Origin of the sequence: Halomonas sp. AOP5-B2-8 (assembly GCF_052376475.1) — a bacterium.
Lineage (GTDB): Bacteria > Pseudomonadota > Gammaproteobacteria > Pseudomonadales > Halomonadaceae > Vreelandella > Vreelandella casei.
The window spans coordinates 330,906-351,947 of sequence record NZ_JBQSVS010000005.1 but is presented as its reverse complement, the minus strand read 5'-3'; the positions used below and the strand labels follow the sequence as shown (position 1 = coordinate 351,947).

The 21,042-nt window shown below is 52.9% G+C and carries 20 protein-coding genes; 12 read left to right on the top strand and 8 right to left on the bottom strand.

Going from position 1 to position 21,042, the window contains the following annotated elements; genetic code table 11:
* Nucleotides 1-279: 279 nt before the first annotated feature.
* The 6 genes from ACT3RP_RS14260 to ACT3RP_RS14235 form a co-directional block, all read right to left on the bottom strand.
* Nucleotides 280-1,272: an adenosine deaminase gene (locus tag ACT3RP_RS14260; RefSeq protein WP_483394030.1), complete on the bottom strand. Its 993-nt coding sequence runs from the start codon at nt 1,270-1,272 to the stop codon at nt 280-282.
* A gap of 25 nt (nt 1,273-1,297) precedes the next feature.
* Nucleotides 1,298-3,010 (bottom strand): thiol reductant ABC exporter subunit CydC, encoded by a 1,713-nt coding sequence (cydC, locus tag ACT3RP_RS14255; protein WP_483394029.1) that lies wholly within the window; start codon nt 3,008-3,010, stop codon nt 1,298-1,300.
* Nucleotides 3,007-4,674: a thiol reductant ABC exporter subunit CydD gene (cydD, locus tag ACT3RP_RS14250; RefSeq protein WP_483394028.1), complete on the bottom strand. Its 1,668-nt coding sequence runs from the start codon at nt 4,672-4,674 to the stop codon at nt 3,007-3,009. Before cydD ends, cydC begins: the two co-directional genes overlap by 4 nt.
* A gap of 4 nt (nt 4,675-4,678) precedes the next feature.
* The gene (gene cydB, locus ACT3RP_RS14245; protein ID WP_096279810.1) at nt 4,679-5,680 is read right to left on the bottom strand and encodes a cytochrome d ubiquinol oxidase subunit II; all 1,002 of its coding nucleotides are present in this window, start codon (nt 5,678-5,680) and stop codon (nt 4,679-4,681) included.
* A 2-nt stretch (nt 5,681-5,682) separates the two neighbouring features.
* Nucleotides 5,683-7,098 (bottom strand): cytochrome ubiquinol oxidase subunit I, encoded by a 1,416-nt coding sequence (locus ACT3RP_RS14240; RefSeq protein WP_444672475.1) that lies wholly within the window; start codon nt 7,096-7,098, stop codon nt 5,683-5,685.
* 238 nt (nt 7,099-7,336) lie between these two features.
* On the bottom strand, nt 7,337-8,314 hold the full coding sequence (locus ACT3RP_RS14235; protein ID WP_096279806.1) for a calcium/sodium antiporter: 978 nt from the start codon (nt 8,312-8,314) through the stop codon (nt 7,337-7,339).
* Nucleotides 8,315-8,760: 446 nt separating this feature from the next.
* On the opposite strand from ACT3RP_RS14235, the gene ACT3RP_RS14230 reads away from it, so the two are divergent.
* The 8 genes from ACT3RP_RS14230 (at nt 8,761) to ACT3RP_RS14195 (ending at nt 17,278) form a co-directional block, all read left to right on the top strand.
* On the top strand, nt 8,761-10,134 hold the full coding sequence (locus tag ACT3RP_RS14230) for a PqiA/YebS family transporter subunit (RefSeq protein WP_483394027.1): 1,374 nt from the start codon (nt 8,761-8,763) through the stop codon (nt 10,132-10,134).
* Nucleotides 10,127-11,824, top strand: a complete 1,698-nt coding sequence (gene pqiB, locus ACT3RP_RS14225; protein WP_096279802.1) for an intermembrane transport protein PqiB — start codon at nt 10,127-10,129, stop codon at nt 11,822-11,824. The genes ACT3RP_RS14230 and pqiB overlap by 8 nt, the downstream gene beginning before the upstream one ends.
* Nucleotides 11,825-11,835: 11 nt before the next feature.
* Complete coding sequence (locus ACT3RP_RS14220) at nt 11,836-12,441, top strand: PqiC family protein (RefSeq protein WP_096279800.1); 606 nt, start codon at nt 11,836-11,838, stop codon at nt 12,439-12,441.
* Nucleotides 12,442-12,760: 319 nt separating this feature from the next.
* Nucleotides 12,761-14,020 carry a DEAD/DEAH box helicase gene (locus tag ACT3RP_RS14215; protein ID WP_096279798.1) on the top strand — a complete coding sequence of 420 codons (1,260 nt, stop codon included), beginning with the start codon at nt 12,761-12,763 and terminating at the stop codon, nt 14,018-14,020.
* Between the two features lie 106 nt (nt 14,021-14,126).
* On the top strand, nt 14,127-14,630 hold the full coding sequence (locus tag ACT3RP_RS14210; RefSeq protein WP_096279796.1) for a hypothetical protein: 504 nt from the start codon (nt 14,127-14,129) through the stop codon (nt 14,628-14,630).
* Between the two features lie 7 nt (nt 14,631-14,637).
* Complete coding sequence (locus ACT3RP_RS14205) at nt 14,638-15,849, top strand: MFS transporter (protein ID WP_444672473.1); 1,212 nt, start codon at nt 14,638-14,640, stop codon at nt 15,847-15,849.
* Nucleotides 15,850-15,877: 28 nt separating this feature from the next.
* Nucleotides 15,878-16,954 (top strand): asparaginase, encoded by a 1,077-nt coding sequence (locus tag ACT3RP_RS14200; protein ID WP_444625581.1) that lies wholly within the window; start codon nt 15,878-15,880, stop codon nt 16,952-16,954.
* Nucleotides 16,955-17,038: 84 nt separating this feature from the next.
* Entirely contained in the window at nt 17,039-17,278 is a 240-nt protein-coding gene (locus ACT3RP_RS14195) for a DUF2789 domain-containing protein (RefSeq protein WP_483394026.1), read from the top strand.
* A gap of 8 nt (nt 17,279-17,286) precedes the next feature.
* Here ACT3RP_RS14195 and ACT3RP_RS14190 read toward each other — a convergent pair whose 3' ends face one another.
* Both ACT3RP_RS14190 and ACT3RP_RS14185 read right to left on the bottom strand, forming a co-directional pair.
* Nucleotides 17,287-17,955, bottom strand: a complete 669-nt coding sequence (locus tag ACT3RP_RS14190; protein ID WP_483394025.1) for a TVP38/TMEM64 family protein — start codon at nt 17,953-17,955, stop codon at nt 17,287-17,289.
* A complete protein-coding gene (locus tag ACT3RP_RS14185) occupies nt 17,948-18,364 on the bottom strand; it encodes an SRPBCC family protein (protein WP_483394024.1) in 417 nt (138 codons plus the stop codon). Before ACT3RP_RS14185 ends, ACT3RP_RS14190 begins: the two co-directional genes overlap by 8 nt.
* A 208-nt stretch (nt 18,365-18,572) precedes the next feature.
* Between ACT3RP_RS14185 and queC the strand changes: the two genes are divergently transcribed.
* The 4 genes from queC to ACT3RP_RS14165 are packed head-to-tail and all read left to right on the top strand — an operon-like array spanning nt 18,573 to nt 21,032.
* On the top strand, nt 18,573-19,283 hold the full coding sequence (gene queC / locus ACT3RP_RS14180; protein ID WP_483394023.1) for a 7-cyano-7-deazaguanine synthase QueC: 711 nt from the start codon (nt 18,573-18,575) through the stop codon (nt 19,281-19,283).
* The gene (queE, locus tag ACT3RP_RS14175; protein ID WP_441686616.1) at nt 19,283-19,927 is read left to right on the top strand and encodes a 7-carboxy-7-deazaguanine synthase; all 645 of its coding nucleotides are present in this window, start codon (nt 19,283-19,285) and stop codon (nt 19,925-19,927) included. The genes queC and queE overlap by 1 nt, the downstream gene beginning before the upstream one ends.
* Nucleotides 19,927-20,778, top strand: a complete 852-nt coding sequence (locus ACT3RP_RS14170) for a 6-pyruvoyl trahydropterin synthase family protein (RefSeq protein WP_483394022.1) — start codon at nt 19,927-19,929, stop codon at nt 20,776-20,778. Before queE ends, ACT3RP_RS14170 begins: the two co-directional genes overlap by 1 nt.
* Nucleotides 20,775-21,032: a YkgJ family cysteine cluster protein gene (locus tag ACT3RP_RS14165; protein WP_096279779.1), complete on the top strand. Its 258-nt coding sequence runs from the start codon at nt 20,775-20,777 to the stop codon at nt 21,030-21,032. The genes ACT3RP_RS14170 and ACT3RP_RS14165 overlap by 4 nt, the downstream gene beginning before the upstream one ends.
* Nucleotides 21,033-21,042 lie beyond the last annotated feature (10 nt).

Sequence of the window (21,042 nt, the reverse complement as noted above, 5' to 3'; positions counted from 1 at the left end):
CGATTAAAAAGGCAATGCCTTTAAAACCTTATTGCTTGAGTCGCTTGCCTTGATATTTGGTGATTTGTCACCAACATCAGCAAGCGCCCACATGAATTACCTGATCAAATTGTTAAAGAGCTGGTCGCCGAGGCCGTGCCCCGTTGACGTGTGGCGTATACTACCCGATTTCCTATCGGGGTCAACAGTGAAACACATATTTATTAGCAAAAACCTCACATTGGACTCAACAGCACCTATGTCAGCGGCCAGTGCCTAAATGTTTTAAAAGAGACAAACCTACAGGGCTGCTAAGCGTGCACGCAATTCCTCACGCCGATCATTAGTAACGAAGGCTTCATCAATAGCATTAAAGGTCAATTGCCGAAACACGGACTTATCCCACCCGAATGCTTCGGCGCAAGCCATATGATTCGACAGCATGCCGCCACCAAAATAGGCAGGATCATCTGAACTAATAGTAACCTTAAGCCCTTCCGCCAGAAGTTTCGGAAGCGGGTGATCACGTAGATTTTCAACCACTTTCAAACTGACATTGGAAAGTGGGCAAACAGTAAGAACAATCTGTTCGCGACGCAAACGCGCCACCACCTCATCGCTTTCTAAGCAACGCACTCCATGGTCAATGCGCTGAACATCAAGAATATCCAATGCCTCATTGATATATTCAGCCGGCCCCTCCTCACCCGCATGCGCCACGCGCACAAGGCCTAACTGTTTAGCGCGGTTAAATAGATCGACGAACTTTGCCGGCGGATTGTTTTGCTCAGCACTATCTAAACCAATGGCATCCAGCATTTTCCAATAAGGCGCCGCTTGCTCCAGCACATGAAGCGCCTCTTCTGCAGGGCGATCACGCAGAAAAGCCATGATCAAACCTATCGTAAGATCCAGCGTTTCTTCTGCCTCTTGCTTGGCCTTTAACAGCCCACTCATCACGACGTCTAACGGCACGCCGCGCTGAAGATGTGCCTGAGGGTCAAAATGCATATCAATATGGACAACGCCCTCGCCTCGCGCACGCTTAAAATAGTCCATGGCCAGGTCGTAAAAGTCCTCCTCTTTGCGGAGCACGTTCATACCCTGAAAATAGAGAGCCAAGAACTCCTGCAGGTTGCTAAAAAGATAAGCATTTTTAGCCTCCTGCACTGTCGCATAAGGCAAATCAATGCCATTACGCTGCGCCAAAGCAAACATTAGCTCCGGCTCAAGCGAGCCCTCAATGTGCAGGTGGAGCTCTACTTTAGGAAGGTCACGTAAAAAATCATGCATTGCGGGCTCCTTACTATTGCGCGTGTTAGGTACTGCGTTCATCCATTTCAAGCAGCTTACCGGCGTCAAGATGCCAGTGGTACTCAACGCGGGGCAGCAGATCCAACGAGCCAATCTGATGAATAAAAAAGATAGCGCTTCGATTGACCAGCCACAGGTCCAACGAGAAAGCAACATGTTGCGCAGTGGGTGCATCGAGGCCAGCGAAAGGCTCGTCAAGGATGACTACGCTAGGATCGCGTAGCATCAAGCGCGCTAATGCTACGCGTCGCGCCTGCCCACCGGAAAGCTGCTGACCTCTTTCACCTACCGCAGTATCTAGCCCATCAGGAAGTTGGTTCACCCAGTCGTTCAAAGCAACAGCCTTTAATACCTCATGAAGCATTGCATCGCTCGCGTCGGGGCTAGCAATACGCAGATTTTCTGCTAATGAGGCATCAAATAAATCTACTTGCTGCGTGAGCATAGCCAATTTGCTTGCACGGCTCGCTGGTGATAGATGCCACGCATGCACACCGGCAATCATAATGTCACCCTGCGTCGCTCTTAGGCGCCCCATCAGCAGGCTGGCCAGTGAGGACTTTCCCGCTCCGGAGCTTCCGGTAATCACGGCACGCTTTCCAGCAGGCAATTCAAAGCTAATATCGCTTAACGCCGGGACAAATGACTGCGCATAGGTCAGAGAAAGCTGATAAGCAGTGATGGCAAAACCTACGCCTACGGGTAGCGTAACGGGTGAACCCATTGGCTCGCGACCAGCCGTTAATTTATTTAGCCGGCGCACTGCGGCGTAGCTAGCACCGAGTTTCATAAAGCTTGCGGGCAAAGCAATAAACGCCTCATTAGCACCGAGCGCAATCAGCACAGCCATAACTAAAATGGGGCCTGTCACCCACTGCTGATGAAATGCCACACTTGCGAGCCACAAAACGCCTATCACCATTAATCCACTAACGGCACCTACAAGGCAGTTAATCAAAGCTGTCCTGCGGCCTAAGGAACGCTGATTACTTAATGCCTGCTGCTCCTGACGGGCAATAAGCGACCGATGCCATTGTGAACTTTGATAACTAATTAACTCTGCGCAGGCCTGCACCTGATCGACAGTCAAGCGACGAAGAAGCTGCTGATCAACGACCTGCTGATAGCTTTGCGAAAAACCCCAGGTAGCCGCAAAAAATGTCACTACCAGCCAAAGCAAACCCAACGTTATCGCCATTAGCAACGCAACGCTTGGCAACCATATAGCCACGAACAACGACACCGCCAATACGCTAAGCAACGCCACGACAGGGGGCACCAGAATGCGTAAATAAAAATTATCCAAGGTGTCGATATCAGCCGTTAAGCGACTCAGCCAATCACTCGCCCGCTCTGCGCGCAGGCGAGCATCGTCAAACCCTGTTAAATAGCCGAATACGCGATAACGCAGATCAGCCAGCAGCGTTAGTACCGTATTGTGGTTATAGAGCCTCTCAACATAACGGGCAACGGTGCGCACAAGAGCGAAAAACCGAATGCCTCCACCAGGCACATAAACGTCTAGGCGCGCGGGAATACCCAACGCAAAGGCGATACCGGTCAATGCACTCGCGGTAATAAACCAACCGGAGAGCCCCAGTAGCGCCAGCCCAGCCATTAAAGTAATCCAGACAAGAAGAGAGCCGACTAAAAAACGCCGACGTCGCTGTATTAAAAGCTGCAACCAGGGGCGGAAATCACGATAAATATTAATCATGAGCGGACCTTTTCCAACAGGCCCTCTTTAAACACAAAATGTCGCTGAGCAGATGCAATCACCGCCGCATGATGGGTCGCGATCACCAGCGTACGCCCCTCTTTGGCTAGCGCTAGCAATGCTGTCAATACAAACTGCTCGGTGTCTACATCTAAACTCGTCGTGGGCTCATCTAATAACACTAGCGGGGCATTACTGAGGTATACACGAGCGAGAGCCAGGCGCTGCGCCTGCCCGCCTGACAGGCCCACTCCACGCTCGCCAATCAGCGTCTCCAGGCCTTTAGGCAACTGAGTTAAGAGAGAGCCTAAGCCTGCACGCTGCAGCGCGGCCAACATCTCGTCACGGGAAGCGTCTGGCGCCGCTAAACGCAAGTTATCCTCCAGGCTGCCGTACAACAAGCATGGCTGCTGATCCAACCAGGCATAACGGGCACTCTGCCAGCGCACCGTACCCGCACTCGGTGCAACAAAGCCTGCGAGCAAAGCTAATAGCGTCGACTTGCCGCTTCCCGATGCGCCGCTAATAACCACCGCATCGCCCTGCTGAATGGTTAGATCGATAGGCCCTACTACCTGGCCACGCCCGGGATAAGCAGCACAAGCAGCCGTTAGCTCGATAGCCGATGCGCCTGATAATGGCCTCGCATGTTCGTTGGCACTCACCATGTCGGGTACATTAAATATATTCACTACGCTTTCAGCGGCGCCAAGAGCCGCTGCGCGGTCATGGTAATGCTGTGAAAGCGTACGCAAGGGCTGGAAAAACTCAGGTGCTAACAACAGTACGGCTAGGCCCGTAAAAAGCGTCAAAGATGGTGAAGGCCCATATTCAATGTAGCCCAGCAGCCCGAACCCCACGTACATAGCCACAACAGCAATCGCGACGGAAGCAAAGAATTCAAGTACCGCTGAAGAGAGAAAGGCAAGGCGTAAAGTGCGCATACTCAGGCGCCGATAATCGTCGGTGGCATACCAAACATCCTGCTGCACGGCACCCGTACGACCAAATAGCTGTAGCGTTGTCATGCCGCGCACGCGGTCAATAAAATAGGCAGATAGTCGGGATACGGCGACAAACTGGTCGCGATTAAGACGCTCAGCCCCCATACCCACAAGCGCCATAAAAAGAGGAATTAACGGCGCTGAGAGAAGTAGAAAAATGGCCACTAAATAATCCAGCCACCCCACTACTATCAATATTACGAGAGGTAGAAAGAGGGTAATTAGCAGTTGAGGATAAAATCGGGCGAAATAGCCTTCCAGGGCATCGATATGCTCAACCACCTGATTGGCTAGAGAACCGCTATGCTGACTAGTTAGCCATACAGGGCCTAGTGCAGAAAGCTTGTCCAATAGCTGCGCTCTGGCTAGCTGACGAATACGCAGACCGGCTTCCAAACTCAGCGTTTCATAGCACCACTGGCACAAGGCTCGCAGCATTACACAGCCAGCTAGCAAACCAAACACGGGCAGTAGTGTTAACGGCGAGCGATCCTGCACTACCAACTGCTCGATAAGCCATGCAAGCCCCACGACTAAAACAATAGTTTGGCTACCCGCCAGCACTCCGCAAAGCGCCGCACCGAGCAAGCGGTTGCGTTGCGTTAAAGCCAATTCTTTCAGCCAACTACGCGGCGTTAAGACTGCCACTTTCGTTACCATGTGCTCAGTGATATCCCTCACCTACACGTACTTTGCCGCGGAACACCCAGTACGTCCAGGCGGTATAAGCCAAGATGACAGGAATAACAAACACCATCCCTACCAGCAGGAACAGCTGAGACTCTGGAGCGGATGCGGCGTCCCACAGCGTGTAATTGGGCGGCACGATAACCGGCCATTTGCTGACAATAAGGCCTAAGTAAGTAAAAAAGTAGATACCAATCGTGGCGAGAAAAGGGGCAAGTTCGCGACGCTTTTGCACCGTGCGATAAACAATAAAGGAACACACCAGCGCCATCGCCGGAAATATCCAAATTAGCTGAATATTACCAAACCAACGCTCCCAAACACGTGGATTTACAAAGGGTGTCCAAAGGCTAATCACCGCAAATACGAACAGCACTAGCGCGAGTAACATAGGGGTGATTTTATACGCCCAGTCTTGAACGTGGCCTTCAGATTTGAGTATCAGCCAAGTGGCGCCTAGCAATGCATAGCCTGCCATTAAGCCAAGGCCAGTCAACACAGAGAAAGGCGTCAGCCAATCAAATGCACCGCCAACATAGACGAAATCTTCAACCGGAAAGCCTTGAATATAGGCACCGACCACGGCGCCCTGAGCAAAGGCCGCAATGGCCGATCCCCAGCAAAAAGCACGGTTCCACCAATGCCGGTTACGCCGTGACTTGAAGCGAAACTCAAACGCAATGCCGCGAAATATCAAACCAGCCAGCATCAAGAAAACGCCGATATAAAGCGCTGGCAAGAAAACTGAATAAACCAACGGGAATGCGCCTAGCAGGCCAGCACCACCCAGCACTAGCCACGTTTCGTTGCCATCCCATATCGGCGCGACCGAATTCATCATTACATCGCGAGCATCTTCATCGGGCGCAAAGGGGTAGAGAATCCCCAACCCTAAATCAAACCCATCCATCAGCACATACATCATGATGCCGAAACCAATGATGAAGGCCCAGATTAACGTCAGATCAAACATTTCCATGCTCAGTTCCTCTCCGGGTCAACATCATCGTCAAAAGGGGTATTCGCAGCAGATAGTGGCCGCATAGGACGATGGACATTCATATCTGTCGTTTCACGATCGTCTTCCGGCAACATACCGTTGCGAACGACCCGCGTGAGATAATAAATCCCTGCATAGAACACCACGGCGTATACCAGGATATAACCAATCAGTGAAAACAATGCCATGGAGCCGGTGAGCGACGGCGTTAAACCCTCTGCATGCGTCATCATGCCGTAAACCAACCACGGCGCACGACCAGACTCTGTCACTATCCAGCCCGCCAGCACCGCGATAAAAGGCAGGGAAATCATGCCGGTTAAGGCCTTTAAAAATAATCGTTGGTGATAAATACGCTCGTTGCGACGCAACATCAGTCCTATCAGCGATACACCAATCATTAATAGCCCAATGCCGACCATGACCCGGAAAGCCCAGAACACAATAATCACTGGCGGCTGCTCTTCGACAGCCACTTCATTGAGGCCGGGTATTTCCCCGTCAGGCGAGTGCGTCAAAATAATGCTGGCCAGGTTAGGAATACCGAGCTCAAAATTATTGGCTTGCGCCTCTTGGTCAGGAATAGCGAACAACAGCAGCGGGACGTTAGTGGAAGTCTCCCAATGACCTTCCATAGCGGCGACTTTAGCCGGCTGGTGCTCTAGGGTATTTAAACCGTGGAAATCACCCACCACCGCCTGCGCTGGGGTTAAAAACAGCAGTAACCAGAGGCACATAGATAGCGCACGACGATTGGCCTCGGGGTCGCGACCACGCACTAAAAACCAAGCGCTCACGCCGGCAACGACAAACCCACCGGTAATAAACGACGCCAGGGCCATATGGACAAAGCGGTACGGAAAAGAGGGATTAAAAATTGCCTCAGACCAGGAAGTGATGTGAAATCTGTTGTCAATCAACTCTACGCCAGCCGGCGTATGCATCCAGCTGTTGGCTGACAGTATCCAGAAAGCGGATATAAAGGTGCCCACCGCAACCATGATGGCCGCAAACAAGTGAACTCCTTGAGGAACTTTGCCGCGCCCAAAAAGCAATATCCCCAGGAAAGCAGCTTCTAGGAAAAAGGCTGTCACGACTTCATAACTGAGCATGGGGCCTAAAAAGTTAGAGGCCGCCATCGAGAAATTACTCCAGTTCGTACCGAACTGAAACGACATTACGATGCCCGACACTACGCCCATGCCGAAAACGACAGCAAAGACTTTCGTCCAGAACAGAGCCAAACGATCCCAGGCAGGATTATGCGTTTTGAAAAACAGCCCCTGAAGCAACGCAATGTAGGAAGCGAGGCCGATGGTAAACACCGGGAAGATAGTGTGGAAACAGATCACAAACGCAAACTGCAATCGTGATAACAATAGTGGATCTAGTTCCATGTCACTCCCCCAAAACCTGAATCGGCATCCCGTTAATGGGCTAACACAAGCCTAGCTAAAGCTTAGTCGATAAAAGGCTTCTAGCTATACTCACTAAGCTTATTTAGTCACTAATATGGCCTTTCTCAAGCGCCCTCTTAGGCAAACATTATATAACAGGTGCTACGCGGCCAAGATGAGTCGCATTGACGCACCGGACAGCATAGCACCGCCTTTTTTCTGTTATATCAATCTTCCCTTACCTAGACATCACCACAATACTCACCATATACCCGGTGTAAGCCACAAAGAGCGCCAGCAAGATACCGCCTTCTAAACGATTAATTCGACGCGGGCGCCCCCGCCACGAGAATGCAAATAAAATCATAAGCAGCGTCATACACGTCATAACGCTCCAATCGCGCACCAACACCTCACGCCCTGTTTCAATGGGCGCGATCAAGCCAGCAATCCCGACCACTGCCAAGCTATTAAACAGGTTAGAGCCCACGATGTTACCCAGCACCATATCGTGCTCTTTGCGGCGCAAAGCACTAATAGAGGATGCAAGCTCTGGCAAAGACGTGCCGACGGCCACAACGGTCAACCCAATAATCAAGTCACTGACGCCAAAGCGCACGGCAATTTCAACCGCACCCCACACTAGCAATCGCGAGCTTGCCACCAACAAAATCAAGCCTAACAGCGTCCACATGATGGACTTGCCGCGGGACATGGGCTTGTTTTCAAGGGTTTCTGTCACCTCAGCGACAAGCGCATCGTTGGACTGATTACGCGAACGAATGATGCTGACAACAATGAACACAACCAGTACTAACAGCAGGCATAGCGCTTCCCAGCGCGTCACTATGCCGTCTAACAACATCCATCCAGTGACTAAAGTACATAACATTAGCAGCGGCATTTCTTTACGAATAACGCTGGAGTGCACTGCCAGCGGCGCAATAAGTGCCACAGAGCCCAGCACCAAGCCAATGTTGGCGATATTCGAGCCGTAGGCATTGCCCACCGCCAAGCCTGGATTACCTTGCATCGCGGCCAGCACCGACACCATCATTTCAGGTGCTGAGGTACCAAAGCCTATAACCAGCATGCCGATCAACAAAGGCGAAAGCCCGAGCCAGCGCGACGTTGCCGCGGCGCCTTCAACAAATTTCTCGGCACTCCAAACTAGCAACGCCAATCCGAACGCAACCGCTAACACTGGTAGCAACATTTCATTTCCTTATGGGCGTAATGACAGGCACACTTTTCAGGTGCTGTTTTCAAGTTCAGTTTCAGGCGCTATTTTCAGGCAATATGGCTAAGCTTTCTATCAACGCATTGCTCTATCAACGCACTACTATAAAGTGCTATGACAAAGTGCGATTTACTAGCATCATGTTCAAATGCTATTTCATGAGTTTTACGTTTAGATACGCAGACCCAGACAGACATTGTATGAAGCTGGAATGCATTAGGCAGTGCGCATCCACTGTTTACGTCGTCGATGATCCATCGCGAAGCAATCGAGACACTCGTCGAGGCTCTGATCAAAGGCTTTTTCTTTGCGCTTTTTAGACGACATTTTAGCCAAACGACATTGCTAAAATAAGTGCTTGACCGCCTAATGCGCCACATCCTAGTAGCTTTGCTACGAATACGCACTGAGAGTTTTGGCTTTTGCCCTCACAACGCTTCATTAAACGCCGCTCGTTACCGGTTAACACACCACTTGTTGACCTTTTACCGCCTGAGACTAGAACTCAGCGTCGACGTCTGCGTGCCTGTCATGAGTGCGACTGGGTGTCGGCACTGCCGCCATTAAGCTCAGGTGAAAAAGCCACCTGCCCACGCTGTTCGCACGTGCTTGTTAAACGCCATCGCTACCCAGCACAGCGCAGCATGGCATTAGCCTTAGCAGCACTCACCGCTCTTATTCTAGCGGTGTCATTTCCCTTTATTAGTTTCAGCGTCAGCGGCGTTAGCAACCGCATTGAACTATCGCAAACCGCGACTACACTTATTAGCTTTCATCAACCCGTAGTCGCTATTGCCGTCATCATGACCATTGTCGTGCTGCCCGCCGTTTATTTACTTGGGGTGCTGTGGCTTCAGTTTGGTCTATTACGCGACCACCCCCTACCCTTTAGCCGTGATATTGCACGCTCACTATCGCATCTAACGCCCTGGATGATGGCCGATGTATTTATTATTGGCGCCCTGGTAAGCCTGATAAAGATAGCTGGCTTAGCCGATGTTTCTCTGGGCATTTCGTTTTGGGCGTTTTGCGCATTTGCGCTGCTATTATTAATGACCACGCAATCCATCGACGCCGACTGGATGTGGTTTTCTCTAGAAGGTGAGCCGCTCTCTCCCGACGGTACGCAAACAGGTATGCCCGCCGCTGGCCAAGCATTAACCGGCTGCCCAACCTGCGGGCTTATCAACAGACTTTCAGGGCGTGGTCGAGGGCACTGTACCCGCTGCCATGAGAAGCTGCACCAGCGCCTGCCTCATAGTTTGCAGCGCACTTGGGCTTTACTTGGCGCATCAGCCATTATGTATATTCCCGCCAACATCTACCCCATAATGACGACCACGAGTTTAGGCAATTCAACGCCTTCAACTATTATTGGCGGGGTCGTTCAGCTTATCCAAATGGGCTCATGGCCTATCGCTATGGTGATCTTTATTGCCAGCGTCATTGTCCCTATGGGCAAGCTGGGTGCGTTAACGTGGCTTTGTCTGGTCGTTAAACGAAGCAATGCGCTGAATGCCCAAAGCCGGACTCGGCTTTATCGGCTAACCGAATTTATTGGTCGATGGTCGATGGTCGACGTCTTTGTTGTGGCTATTTTAGTTGCTCTAATCCGCGCAGGATCTTTAATGTCGATTACACCAGGCCCCGCATCACTCGCTTTTGGCTCGGTAGTAGTACTAACCATGCTGTCCGCCATGACATTTGATCCACGCTTAATTTGGGATACCCCCCTCCCAGCTCGCCGCTCTCTTTTACGCCGTAAAACGGCCACCAAGGAACCTGTTGATGGCTAATGAAACACCGACAAATACCGACCAAAAAAGTACCGACCCAAGCGACGGCACGGATTTAAACAAGGCGAAGACATCGCGCCAAACGCGACTATCGCCAATTTGGGTCGTGCCCATTGTCGCTATTGCTATTGGTATGTGGCTGGTTTACGACAATTATTCCAGTCGCGGCACCCTGGTAACGCTTACCATGGACAGCGCTGAGGGCATCGAAGCAGGCAATACGCTGATTCGCAGCCGCAATGTTGAAATTGGGCGCGTGCAGAGCGTAAGGCTATCCGACGACCTTTCACATGCAGTGATGACCGCACGCATTCAGCCTGAAGTTGAAGACATGCTACGCCAAGATAGCCGCTTTTGGGTGGTCAAACCGCGTATTGGCCGTGAAGGCATCAGTGGCCTAGGCACCGTGCTGTCGGGCGCCTACATTCAGCTTGAGCCCGGCACCGATGAAGCGCCGCGTCGCGAATTCCCCGTGAGTGATATCCCCCCCGTCGCACCTGCCGGCCAAGCGGGCCTACGTCTTAGCCTCACTAGCCAGCTAGGCAACTCGCTGAGAGTAGGCGACCCTGTGTCTTACCAGGGCTATACCGTCGGCCGTATCGAGGAAAATCGCTTTGAGCCTGAGTCACGCACAATGCAACACAAGGTATTTATCGAAGAGCCCTACACACAGCTAGTCACCGACAGCACGCGTTTTTGGACAACGAGCGGCGTAGATTTTCGCTTAGGCGCCGATGGCGTGCGCATTAACGTTGAGTCCATTGAAGCGCTACTTGGCGGAGGTGTGACCTTTGGCGTCCCCGAAGAGCTTCCCATGGGGCAGCCGGTTGAAGCCGACGCACACTTCATTTTGTATGCCGATGAAGACACCGCACGAGAAGGCACGTTTAACCGCTACTTAGAGTATGTACTGCTGGTAGACGAAACCGTACGCGGCCTTTCGAAGGGAGCACCGGTGGAGTTTCGCGGTGTCCGCATGGGTACCGTTGCAGCCGTGCCTTGGAACTTTACCGCCCCTCAGCCAGATTCACGGTCGCGCTTTGCCATTCCTGTGCTGATAAGAATTGAGCCTCAGCGCATGGGTATTGAGAATAATGATATTGATTTGGCAGAATGGGAGGGACGCTTTAATCGCATGTTTTCACTAGGCCTGCGCGCTTCGCTTAAAAGCGGCAGCCTCCTGACCGGCGCGCTTTTTGTCGACTTAAACTTCCAGCGTGACCTTAACGAAAGCTATGTGAGCGAAGAGTTCTCTGGCCGAAAAGTATTTCCAACGGTGGCTGGTGGTTTTGCACAAATACAGGCGCAGGTGACCGACTTACTCGACAAGCTCAACTCGCTGGAAGTAGAGCCCCTGTTGACCGGCCTAGATCGTAATCTGCAGGCCTCTGAAAGCGTTCTCAACGAAGTGCGTGACGTTAGTGCCTCTATCAATCAGCTGCTTAGCAACCCTGAAACTCAAGCCGTAGGCGGCAACCTCAACGCCACTCTTGAAGAGCTGCGTAGCACACTGCAAGGATTGTCCCCGTCTTCACCCGCTTATCAGGATCTTACGGCGGCTATTGAACGCCTCGACCGCTTGATGCGTGATTTACAGCCATTGACACGCACGTTGAGCGATAACCCAAGGGCGCTTCTGTTTGATAATTTAGATACCCAAGATCCCATTCCGCGCGCACCACGCGACTAAAGGAGACAAATATGTTGATAGGGACAAGTTGGTTGACGTGGCTGAGGTGCCTACCGGCACTGCTGATTTGCCTTTTGGTGTCAGCGTGCGCCAGTAGCGTTTCGCCACCGGCCCGCTATATGCTGCCGAGCGATCAGGCGGTTATTGCATCAGGCCAGCCCAGCAATACACTGCGGCTGAGCGCTCCACGACTCGCCCATTACCTAGATGTCGACGGCATCGTAATGCAGCTGGACGACATTACGCTGAACGCCGCGCGTGAGCATCAGTGGGCCGAGGGTCTGGGTAGGCAGCTTGAACGCGGGCTGCGCGCTCGCTTAACTCAAGCACTGCCGACGGTCAGGGTAGTCCGTGCCGAAGGCTCACAGTCAGATGCCCTCACGCTACGCCTAGATATTGATCAGTTCCAAGGCCGCTTCGATGGTTTTGCCGTGACGAGTGGCCAGTGGCAACTGCTGGATAGCCAGGGTGAGCTGCTGGTAATGGAAAACTTCTATGCACAAACAAGGCTTGAGGAAGACGGCTACCCCGCGCTGGTGCGCGCCCTAGGCAGTAGCTGGGATCAAGCCGCTGAGCTTATCGCCCAAGAGATACGTCAAGGCGGTTACGTCGACTGACCTGTGACATCAGGTCATCACGGATACTAGGCAGCTAAACAAGCTGCCTAGTTATAACCGTGTTACACTGCCCGGCTTATTACCGACACGTAAGTTTTCTGATGTGTCCGTGCACATCAATCCGCAGCGCTTCTCAGCGCTGTCGCTTTCATGTCACCTGTCACGGTCACACACGGCTAACCAACGACCATCGCTGTCCAGTGAATTATCTGACACACTTCGCTGCCGCGCTGGTGAATCAACCTCGCTTTTTGAACATTACATCTAGTGGCACCCACTACTTACCAGTACTGACTCACTAGGTGGCTGCGGAGAACGCATGAGCTTTTCTGATCTTGGCCTGCACGCCGATTTGTTACGCGCTGTCACAGCGCAAGGTTACACCGAACCTACTCCGATTCAACGACAGGCTATCCCTGTCGTACTAGAAGGTCGTGACATGTTAGCCAGTGCCCAAACGGGCACTGGCAAAACAGCTGGTTTTACACTTCCCATGCTGCAACGACTTAACGACGGCAAACGTCCGGCAAAACGTCAGGTGCGTGCGCTAGTGCTGACACCGACACGCGAGCTTGCCGCTCAAGTAGGTGAAAGTGTTTCCACCTACGGCCAGCATCTCTCGCTGCGCTCACACATTATCTTTGGTGGCGTTGGCCAGCAGCCTCAAATCGATGCGCTTAAAGCCGGTTTGGATGTGCTCATCGCAACGCCCGGCCGCCTGCTCGACTTACACCAGCAGGGGCACGTTGACCTGTCCGCGGTTGAAATTTTAGTGCTTGATGAAGCCGACCGTATGCTCGACATGGGCTTTATTCACGACATTAAGCGCCTATTACGCTTAGTGCCTAAAAAACGTCAAAATTTACTTTTCTCGGCAACATTTTCTAATGAGATTCAAACGCTTGCTCAGCAGCTTCTGGACAACCCTGCGCTGATTGAAGTGGCACCGCGCAATACGACTGCCGAAAAAATTGAGCAAGCTATCTATCGCGTCGATCGTGAGAAAAAACGCGAGCTGCTAGCCCATTTAATCCAGCAGAACGGCTGGTTCCAAGTACTTGTTTTCACACGTACCAAGCATGGCGCTAACCGCCTAGCCGAGCAGCTCTCCAAACAAGATATTCCTGCTATGGCTATCCATGGCAATAAAAGCCAAGGTGCCCGCACTCGCGCACTAACGGCGTTTAAGAGCGGCGACCTGCAGGTGTTGGTAGCGACCGATATCGCTGCGCGCGGCCTGGATATTAACGAACTGCCTCACGTGGTCAATTTTGACCTACCCAACGTGGCTGAAGATTACGTCCACCGTATTGGCCGTACGGGGCGCGCTGGCAGCAATGGCGAAGCTATTTCGCTGGTATGTGTCGACGAAGACGCATTGCTGGGCAGCATCGAACGCCTGATCAAACAGACGCTGCCAAAGCATATTGAACCCGGATTTGAGCCTGATCCTAGCATCAAGGCTGAGCCGATCGAAAACGGCCGTCGTAACCAGCGGCAGCCGCGAGCTAAACGTAAACCCGAAGGCCAAAGTGCCAATGCCGGTGGCGGTGAACGTAAACGGCGCGCTCGTCGTTAATTGATACTGTCGGAATATGTAAAGGGCAACCCTTTGCATATTCCAAACAGCTGTTTTAGCATCTCTTTCCAGCCTTTTGGCGTGAACAATTTTTCATGGAGTGATTATGGCGTCATCCCACCTTATGGCCGACTACCGCCAATGGCTGACCTTTCAACGTCAAGAACAGCTCAGCCGTGAACATCAAGGCATTGTGCAGCGTCTCGAAGATGCGCGGGCCTCCGCAAAGCAAGTGATGCAGGCCTATCGCAGCATGGCTGAAAAGGCATCCGTTGAAGGTGCCTGCTACCGCACACTGTTTTTACGTCAGCGTGACGATGATCATGCTCTGCCTTGCGAAGGCTGGCTGTTCGTGCGGCGCGTGCTGAGCGAAGGCAACAGCACTCGCGTTCGGGTCACTCTGCTGGAAACCTTCACTCTTGAAGATGGCATTATGGCGCCCGGTGATAAGCCTGCACGCAAGCTGACCTTAGAAATATTTGATCAGCTGCACATGGATAAGGGTATGCGCACTAGCGTTAAAGTGGACAGCCTGGATACCGCACAGGACTATCACTTCATTACGTTACTTGATGCGGTTCGCGGGGACTTGCGCCCTCACCTCAAGTAACTCGTCAATGGCTAATCGTCGTTCGATTACGTTTATTTTACTGATGGTAGCGGTGGGGCTGAATTTACGCCCCGCCATGTCATCGGTTGCCCCGTTATTAACTCGCCTGCAAGAAAGTGCAGGGCTTTCTGCTACTGCCGCGGGGTTGCTAACAACGCTTCCAGTGCTATGCCTAGGCCTGTCTGCCCCGCTTGCCCCTTTGCTAGCTAAACGCATTGGCAGCGAACGTACGCTTAGTGCCGCGCTGCTATTACTTGCTGCAGGACTGATTTTGCGCGGCTTACCCGTTCCCGGTGCGCTTTTTATCGGCTCGGCAATGGCTGGCAGCGCAATCGGCATTGGCGGCACGCTACTTCCTGCGTTGGTTAAGCGGGAACTTCCCGATAGCGCAGATCTGCTCACCGGCTTATACACCATGGCGCTGTGCCTAGGGGGAGCCTTAGGGGCCGGGCTTAGCGTACCGCTAACGCAGTTGCTTGGCAGTTGGCAGGCAAGTTTAATGAGCTGGTCGCTACTGGCACTCTTTGCGCTCGCTTTATGGCATTTTCAAATGCCCCGCTCTGTGCTGACAGCCTCCCCCACTCGCTCAAAAAGTGGCACATTACGCCTGCTTAAACAGCCGCTCACTTGGCACGTTATGCTGTTTATGGGATTACAGTCCTCCATGGCCTACATTGTTTTTGGCTGGCTGCCGACGCTGCTAGTTGATCGCGGCTATAACGAAGCCGATGCGGGCTGGACAATGGCCGTTTCGATTATGTGTCAGCTTGCCTCTGCTTTGGGCGCACCATGGATTGCACGAATGGGCCGCGACCAACGCCCTGCGCTGCTGCTGGTCCTGCTGTGCACGGGTGTCGGCCTATGGATGTTACTGGTTGCACCGTTAATGTGGAAATGGCCTGGCGCGGCAATATTAGGCATTGGACAAGGCGGCAGCTTTAGCCTTGCACTAAGCCTATTAGTGTTAAGAACCGCCAACTCGCGTCTAGCCGGGCAGCTTTCGGGCCTCGTCCAGGGCGGCGGTTACACCTTGGCAGCTTTAGGCCCTTTCGGCGTCGGAGTATTGCTTCAAGCCGGTGCCGACACATCGACCATCGCCTGGCTGTTGATTGGACTCATCGGCGTTTGCTGCGGTTTTGCCCTGCTGGCAGGTCGCAACCATCGCTTAGACGATCAAACCGGCGAACTGCTAACACAGGGCGTTGGTCGCATCGGCTGATCGTCGATTTCCTACAAAGCCACAGGAGATGGCTATGGCCACCTACTCCCGTCTTGCAGACAACATTCCCCGTCAAGAACGCATTTTAGTTATCTACACCGGCGGAACCATAGGCATGCGCCAAGAGGCGCAAGGGCTTGCACCCAGCGGCGATTTCGCCTCCCGCATGGACTCAGCCTTGGCCCGACTATCTCTGGCACAGCGCCAAGCCCTACCGTCTTATGAGGTCATTAGCTACGCTACCTTGATTGACTCAAGTGCGGCAACGCCACTTACCTGGCAACAGCTAGCCAGTGATATCAATGAGCGGCTGATGGCCTACTCAGGTTTTGTGATTATTCACGGTACCGATACGCTGAGCTGGACAGCTGCTGGCCTTGCTTACCAGCTCCTAGGTTTGGATCGACCCGTGGTTCTCACCGGCTCTATGCTGCCGCTAGAAGCACCCGGCAGTGACGCACTGGATAATTTACACGGTGCGTTGCAGTTCGCCGCCAATCCCGCATTACAAGAAGTGGCTATTTACTTTGCGGGACAGCTTTTGCGCGGCACCCGCGCCATTAAGCACCACAGCCAAGCGCTGAAGGCGTTTGCGAGCCCAAACTATCCACTACTTGGTGAGCGCGTGGGCGACGATTTCGTTTATTACCCTAGCCGCGGGCTTGGCCTGCAGCAGCGCGGCGCTCCTCGGTTTGAATTACCCGATTACCGTTTGGTCGACCGTGGAGAAATCGTACGAATTACGCTTTGGCCAGGCATTTCAGCCTGGCAACTCGGCACATGGCTAAGCGATTCGCGAGTTAAGGGCGCGCTACTGGAGCTATGGGGTGCTGGCAATCTGCCTGACGACCCTAGCTTGCTGAACGTGCTCGCCAAAGCCAGCGGCGAAGGCAAGCTATTAGCCGCAATTAGCCAGTGCCAGCAAGGTAGCATCCACCTGGGTGCTTACGCGGCCGGGCATGGGCTTAGCGATGCAGGCATCCTTTCAGGCGATGACATGACGCCCGAAGCGGCGTTCACTAAGCTTGCGCATCTGCTAGCGCAGCCACTATCTCTAGACGATCAACGCCAACGCTTTTTGACGCCCCTCGTCGGTGAACGATAGCGCACTGATCGTTTTGCACACTGGCTTAAGATGAGATTCACGCTATGGTGTAGAGTAACGTCCCCTTTGCAGGAGCAATAGATCATGGAAAAGCCGGTTCACCATTTCAGCGAGCTCTTCGAGCAGCTAGGCCTTGCATCTGATGCCGATTCCATAGAACGCTTTATTCAGCGTAATGCGCCACTGCCCGACACAATGCCCCTTGCCGAAGCGCCCTGCTGGAATGAAGGGCAAGCCGAGTTTCTGCAAGAAGCGGTCGCTGAGGATGCCGACTGGGCTGAGGTGGTTGACCACTTGGACGCCTCTATGCACAAATCCCATTGACGTATTCTCTAACGATTAACTTGCGCTGCTTCGATTCGACGCCTGAACCAAGCCCCTATTAGCAGCAATAATGCTAAGGCGATGAGCGGCAGCACGACATCAAACTGCAGCGCATTTTCTTCTTCAATAGCCTCTAACGCGCCGTAAATGGCGCTACTGTAAACACTCCATTTCACGGATAAGCCTAGCGCCGCCGCCAGCAGAAACGTTTTTAGCGAAATGCCTCGCAACCCGGCTGCAAAATTAATCACCGAGTGTGGAAAGCCTGGCAATAATCTCAGCGCCGTCTGAGTCATCAAATCACTGCGTTGCTCTAGCGTGTGCATGACTTTTAACGTCAGCCCGCCCGGGTTCCAGCGTTTGCCTGCCCTCGCCGCTATTTTATAAGCGCCCAATGCACCCACAATGCTACTTAGCGTCAACATCATAGTGGCCATTAACGGCGGGTAAAAGGGCGCAATCAGCCATAGGCCGATACTGCCGGGCAACCCTATCGCTAAGGTCGCTGCCATAATCAGCATCACTGAAACGATCACCGCCGGGTGATGCGATGCTTGTGATGCCCACTGCTTAATCGCCATCAAATCAGGCGAATACCATAACCACACATAAGCCAGCATGGCACAGCATGCAAAGCCAAGCGCCCATCGCCACGGATGTCGCGGCGCTTTATTCATTCAGCCTTGCCTCTACGCGCTCAAGAATCTGCCGGCTTACTTTTCCGACCAGCGGCTTAGCAGCTTTATTAACGGCTTTTTCCATTAACCGATTGCGAATTTCATAGCTCAGCGTCAACGCTACTTCAGTACCTTCAGGCACGCCTCTAAGCTGGTAGCGGCCCTGGTTCTTAACGCCGTCCAACGACTCCCAAGCGAGAACATGCGGGGGCTGAATGTCAGTGACCTGCACATCAAATGCCCAATCCATACCTACAGCGCGAACGTGCCACCGATAGCGGTTCTCACCCAGCGTATCTATAGAGCGAATTAAATCTGAATAATCAGCAAAGTCTTCCACACGGCGCAGCAGTTCAAACACACGCTCTGGTGATGCATTAACGATTTCACTGTGCTCAATGGTAGCCATTGGTTGCCCTCTAACAGCATGGACGATTAGCGTAGCATGTTGGTATTAATGCTGCCCGCCAACTCTGCATTCCGCATAATTATGCGCTAAAACTGGTCAGTTTAGCGGTGATTGCGTAAAATGCTGCCCTTCCGGACCGGACCCCGGAACGCCGCAGCCGTTAATCACGGCCCGCGATCAATAAATTCTCCGACAAAGAGTATTTCTTATGTCATCAACACCCCCAGTGGCTGCTGACAGCACCACGACCGTTGTTATCTATTCCGGCGGAATGGATTCTTACACCGTGCTTCATCGCGCGCTGCGTGAAGGGCTCAATGTCCATGCGCTGTCTTTCGACTACGGTCAGCGCCATGCCCGCGAGCTCGATACGGCCCGACAAGTTTGTAGCGCGCTTGGGCTACCTCATCAAGTTGTCGATATTCGCGCCATTCATGGTTTGATCGATAATTCAGCGCTTACTAATCCACACCAGGCCATGCCTCAGGGCGACTACGCCGAAAACAATCTTCGCTCCACCGTCGTGCCCAATCGTAATATGATTTTGATCTCGTTGGCGATTGCCAAGGCGGTTAATATTGGCGCTGGGCGAGTCGACTATGGCGCCCATGGTGGCGATCATATTCTTTACCCCGACTGCCGCCCTGAATTTGTTGACGCTATGAACCACGTAGCGGGCATTGCCAATTTCGAACCTGTAAAGCTGCACGCTCCTTACCTTTCTGCCAGCAAGGCAGATATTCTGCGCGACGGTTTGGCCATGGGCTTAGATTATCGCCATACCTGGACATGCTATGAAGGTAGAGAACTGGCCTGTGGCGTTTGCGGCAGCTGCACTGAACGACTCGCGGCCTTTGCCGCTAATGGCGTGACGGACCCACTACCCTACAGCGCAGATGTCGCAGCAGGTCAGCGCTGATGTATCACGTCAAAGAAGCCTTTTACACTCTCCAGGGAGAAGGCGCTCAGGCGGGCAGAGCGAGCGTATTTTGTCGCTTTAGCGGATGTAATCTGTGGTCAGGCCGAGAGGCCGATCGCGCAACGGCGAAATGCACGTTCTGCGATACCGATTTTATCGGTACTAACGGCCTAAATGGCGGAAAGTTTGCAGACGCCAACGCCCTCGCTGAACACATTGTATCGCTGTGGCCCGAGCTAAATAATAAGGCGACTCCCTACGTGGTATTCACCGGTGGAGAGCCGTTATTACAGCTTGATGAGGCGCTCATAGAGGCCCTACACAGCCATCGCTTTGAAGTGGCGGTAGAAACCAACGGCACTCTAGCGCCACCGGCTGGTATCGACTGGCTATGCGTTAGCCCAAAAGGCAACAATCCGCTAGCCGTTACGCAAGGGGATGAGTTAAAGCTGGTTTTCCCTCAGACGGATGCACCTCCAGAACAGTTTAGCGGCTTTAGCTTTACTCACTTCTACCTACAGCCCATGGACCTTGCGCCACTGAATAAAACTGCGTCTACCGTTGCCCAAGCGACGGCCTATTGCATGGCCAACCCCCAGTGGCGCCTATCGCTGCAAATACACAAATTAGCAGGTTTTGATTAATGTCCTTATTCGTTCAACAACTGACGCATATCGACGTCTCTCTTTGGTGCCCCACGCAAGGTTTGGTGGGCTGCAGCTGGCAAGTAGACGCCATACTCGATGGCGAGCTCGGCGAAGACGGCATGCTGTTTGACTTTGGTGAAGTAAAACCGTGGATTAAGCGCACGCTGGACAGCGGGTTAGATCACACTCTGCTAGTGCCGACGCTTGCACCCGGCGTAAGCATTACGGACTGCGCGGAAGGTATCTGCGTTAATGCTACCGCGCCTTACACGATGGAAGTCCGCGGCCCTAAGGAAGCATTTACTTTACTGCCCTGGCCTGCCATCACCGCCCCCCGTATAGCCGAGCACTTAAGCCAGATACTTACCGAACGTCGGCCTGATAATGTCCATAGCGTTACGCTAACGCTAAGCGAAGAGGCCACTGAAGGTGCCTCGTATGGCTATAGCCACGGCCTCAAACGCCATATCGGTAACTGTCAGCGCATTGCTCACGGGCATCGTTCCAGGCTGTATATATGGCAGCAAAATGCACGTCAGCCACAGCTTGAACAGCAATGGTCGGAGTGGCTGAATAACCGCTACTTACTCGAAGAGGCTGATATCGCCGCCCAGGATAACGAGCGCCTTACCTGCCGCTATCAGGCAGCTCAAGGCGATTTTGTCATTACCCTGCCTCAGCAGCAGTGCACGATATTGCCGGGCCCTACCACGGTGGAAAATATAGCGGTTTGGCTAGCGAAACAAGTTGCCATGCAAAGCGGACAAGCAACGCGAATCCAGGCATTTGAAGGTATTAACAAAGGCGCTATTGCTATGTCTACGCCCAGTCCCAGTGTTACGCCATGAGTGAAGGATGCCGTGCGGGGTGCGGCGCGTGCTGCATCGCGCCTTCAATTAGCTCTTATATTCCCGGCATGCCGGCAGGCAAACCGGCGGGCGTAAGATGCGTGCAGTTGGATGAGCATAACCTGTGTCGCCTATTTGGCGATCCTAGCCGCCCAAGCGTTTGCACGCGCTTTAACTTTGACCCCAGCGTCTGTGGCGAGCACCGCGATGAGGCACTCGCCACACTGACCTGGTTAGAACAAAGTACCTGCTAAAGCGGCGAAG

Bases quoted from the DNA above. Each gene is read 5' to 3' on its own strand.
- pqiB (WP_096279802.1), top strand. From the start codon at position 10,127: ATGGCTAATGAAACACCGACAAATACCGACCAAAAAAGTACCGACCCA.
- ACT3RP_RS14260 (WP_483394030.1), bottom strand. From the start codon at position 1,272: ATGCATGATTTTTTACGTGACCTTCCTAAAGTAGAGCTCCACCTGCAC.
- cydD (WP_483394028.1), bottom strand. From the start codon at position 4,674: ATGGTAACGAAAGTGGCAGTCTTAACGCCGCGTAGTTGGCTGAAAGAA.
- queC (WP_483394023.1), top strand. From the start codon at position 18,573: ATGTCATCAACACCCCCAGTGGCTGCTGACAGCACCACGACCGTTGTT.
- ACT3RP_RS14240 (WP_444672475.1), bottom strand. From the start codon at position 7,098: ATGGAACTAGATCCACTATTGTTATCACGATTGCAGTTTGCGTTTGTG.
- ACT3RP_RS14190 (WP_483394025.1), bottom strand. From the start codon at position 17,955: ATGAATAAAGCGCCGCGACATCCGTGGCGATGGGCGCTTGGCTTTGCA.
- cydB (WP_096279810.1), bottom strand. From the start codon at position 5,680: ATGGAAATGTTTGATCTGACGTTAATCTGGGCCTTCATCATTGGTTTC.
- cydC (WP_483394029.1), bottom strand. From the start codon at position 3,010: ATGATTAATATTTATCGTGATTTCCGCCCCTGGTTGCAGCTTTTAATA.
- ACT3RP_RS14210 (WP_096279796.1), top strand. From the start codon at position 14,127: ATGGCGTCATCCCACCTTATGGCCGACTACCGCCAATGGCTGACCTTT.
- ACT3RP_RS14205 (WP_444672473.1), top strand. From the start codon at position 14,638: ATGGCTAATCGTCGTTCGATTACGTTTATTTTACTGATGGTAGCGGTG.
- queE (WP_441686616.1), top strand. From the start codon at position 19,283: ATGTATCACGTCAAAGAAGCCTTTTACACTCTCCAGGGAGAAGGCGCT.
- ACT3RP_RS14235 (WP_096279806.1), bottom strand. From the start codon at position 8,314: ATGTTGCTACCAGTGTTAGCGGTTGCGTTCGGATTGGCGTTGCTAGTT.
- ACT3RP_RS14185 (WP_483394024.1), bottom strand. From the start codon at position 18,364: ATGGCTACCATTGAGCACAGTGAAATCGTTAATGCATCACCAGAGCGT.
- ACT3RP_RS14200 (WP_444625581.1), top strand. From the start codon at position 15,878: ATGGCTATGGCCACCTACTCCCGTCTTGCAGACAACATTCCCCGTCAA.
- ACT3RP_RS14195 (WP_483394026.1), top strand. From the start codon at position 17,039: ATGGAAAAGCCGGTTCACCATTTCAGCGAGCTCTTCGAGCAGCTAGGC.
- ACT3RP_RS14215 (WP_096279798.1), top strand. From the start codon at position 12,761: ATGAGCTTTTCTGATCTTGGCCTGCACGCCGATTTGTTACGCGCTGTC.
- ACT3RP_RS14170 (WP_483394022.1), top strand. From the start codon at position 19,927: ATGTCCTTATTCGTTCAACAACTGACGCATATCGACGTCTCTCTTTGG.
- ACT3RP_RS14165 (WP_096279779.1), top strand. From the start codon at position 20,775: ATGAGTGAAGGATGCCGTGCGGGGTGCGGCGCGTGCTGCATCGCGCCT.
- ACT3RP_RS14220 (WP_096279800.1), top strand. From the start codon at position 11,836: ATGTTGATAGGGACAAGTTGGTTGACGTGGCTGAGGTGCCTACCGGCA.